Origin of the sequence: Winogradskyella sp. ECml5-4 (genome assembly GCF_036903175.1) — a bacterium.
Taxonomy (GTDB): Bacteria; Bacteroidota; Bacteroidia; order Flavobacteriales; family Flavobacteriaceae; genus Winogradskyella; species Winogradskyella damuponensis.
In genome coordinates this window covers 1-980 of record NZ_JAYJLF010000070.1, presented here as the reverse complement: position 1 = coordinate 980, position 980 = coordinate 1, and the positions used below count along the sequence as shown (strand labels likewise).

The window sequence follows — 980 nt, the reverse complement described above, 5'->3', positions numbered from 1 at the left end:
AAAAATACGCTGAAAAATTGTTTCGGGACAGCACGAGATATTTGCAGAAAACGCAACGACCTTTGTGCGTTTAGTTCTCCAAGAAAAAGTTTTTCGAGCTAAAAGTTAATAGATAAAAAACTAAATTTCGGACAGCATTTCAAATTGTAAATACCAACGAAAAAACACTCGGCACGTATTGTTGCTAACGGTCTTGTGTATGGAAAGTGCGATTTTGTGACAGGCAGATTTTCCGCAGGAAAATCAGACTTAGCAAAATTGCACAAGCCTTTGATTAAGTACTAAAATAAGCATTTTTTATACACGTTGTTATGTGCTGGCTTTTATTTCCGTTTTTAATTTATTTCCGTAATTCAAATTCTCGAAAAAACTCAATTGTCGCTCAAATAAATATCCGTTTGCAATGAAATCCATTTCATAATCAGTCGTTTTGATATTCAGTTCCATTTGGTCAATTGAATATTCGTGAAGTCTAAATCTAAAATATCGAGCGTATAATTTAGAAACTCCGAGTTTTAATAAAATCCACATTGGCGACAGAAAAAATGGGTCAATATTTTCTTTTCCTCGCTTTAGAGTAATTCCGATAATATTTTCATTCGGAATAGGAATTGCAGTCAATTTATTAGAATAATTCGCACGTAACAAAAGTCCGTCAGTTCGTTTTTCAAAGTTACATTTCGAGTCTGCTTTCAGAGAATCAGATTCATCATTTTTAGTTTTAAATGACTTTAAATAAAATCCTGTACTTCCAATTGGTTTCGGTTTTCGCAAATCGATTTCAGCTGGTTTTCCAATCTGTTTTATTATTGCTTGTTCAGTCATTTATTATTAGTTCGAATCTTTCTTCAGCTTGCACATAACGGTTTTGTGTATGGTTAGTTGCGTGTTTCAGCAACTAATTTAGTAAACAAAAACGAACGCGAGAAAATTCCGAAGGAATTTTCCAAATAAGCACTTGCCAAAGCAATTAATTATAC

The 980-nt window shown here is 33.0% G+C and carries 1 protein-coding gene; it reads right to left on the bottom strand.

The features are described 5' to 3' along the window. Positions 1-309: 309 nt before the first annotated feature. Entirely contained in the window at positions 310-825 is a 516-nt protein-coding gene (locus VDP25_RS17670; protein WP_334471972.1) for a hypothetical protein, read from the bottom strand. Between the last annotated feature and the right edge of the window lie 155 nt (positions 826-980).

Bases quoted from the DNA above. Each gene is read 5' to 3' on its own strand.
- VDP25_RS17670 (WP_334471972.1), bottom strand. From the start codon at position 825: ATGACTGAACAAGCAATAATAAAACAGATTGGAAAACCAGCTGAAATC.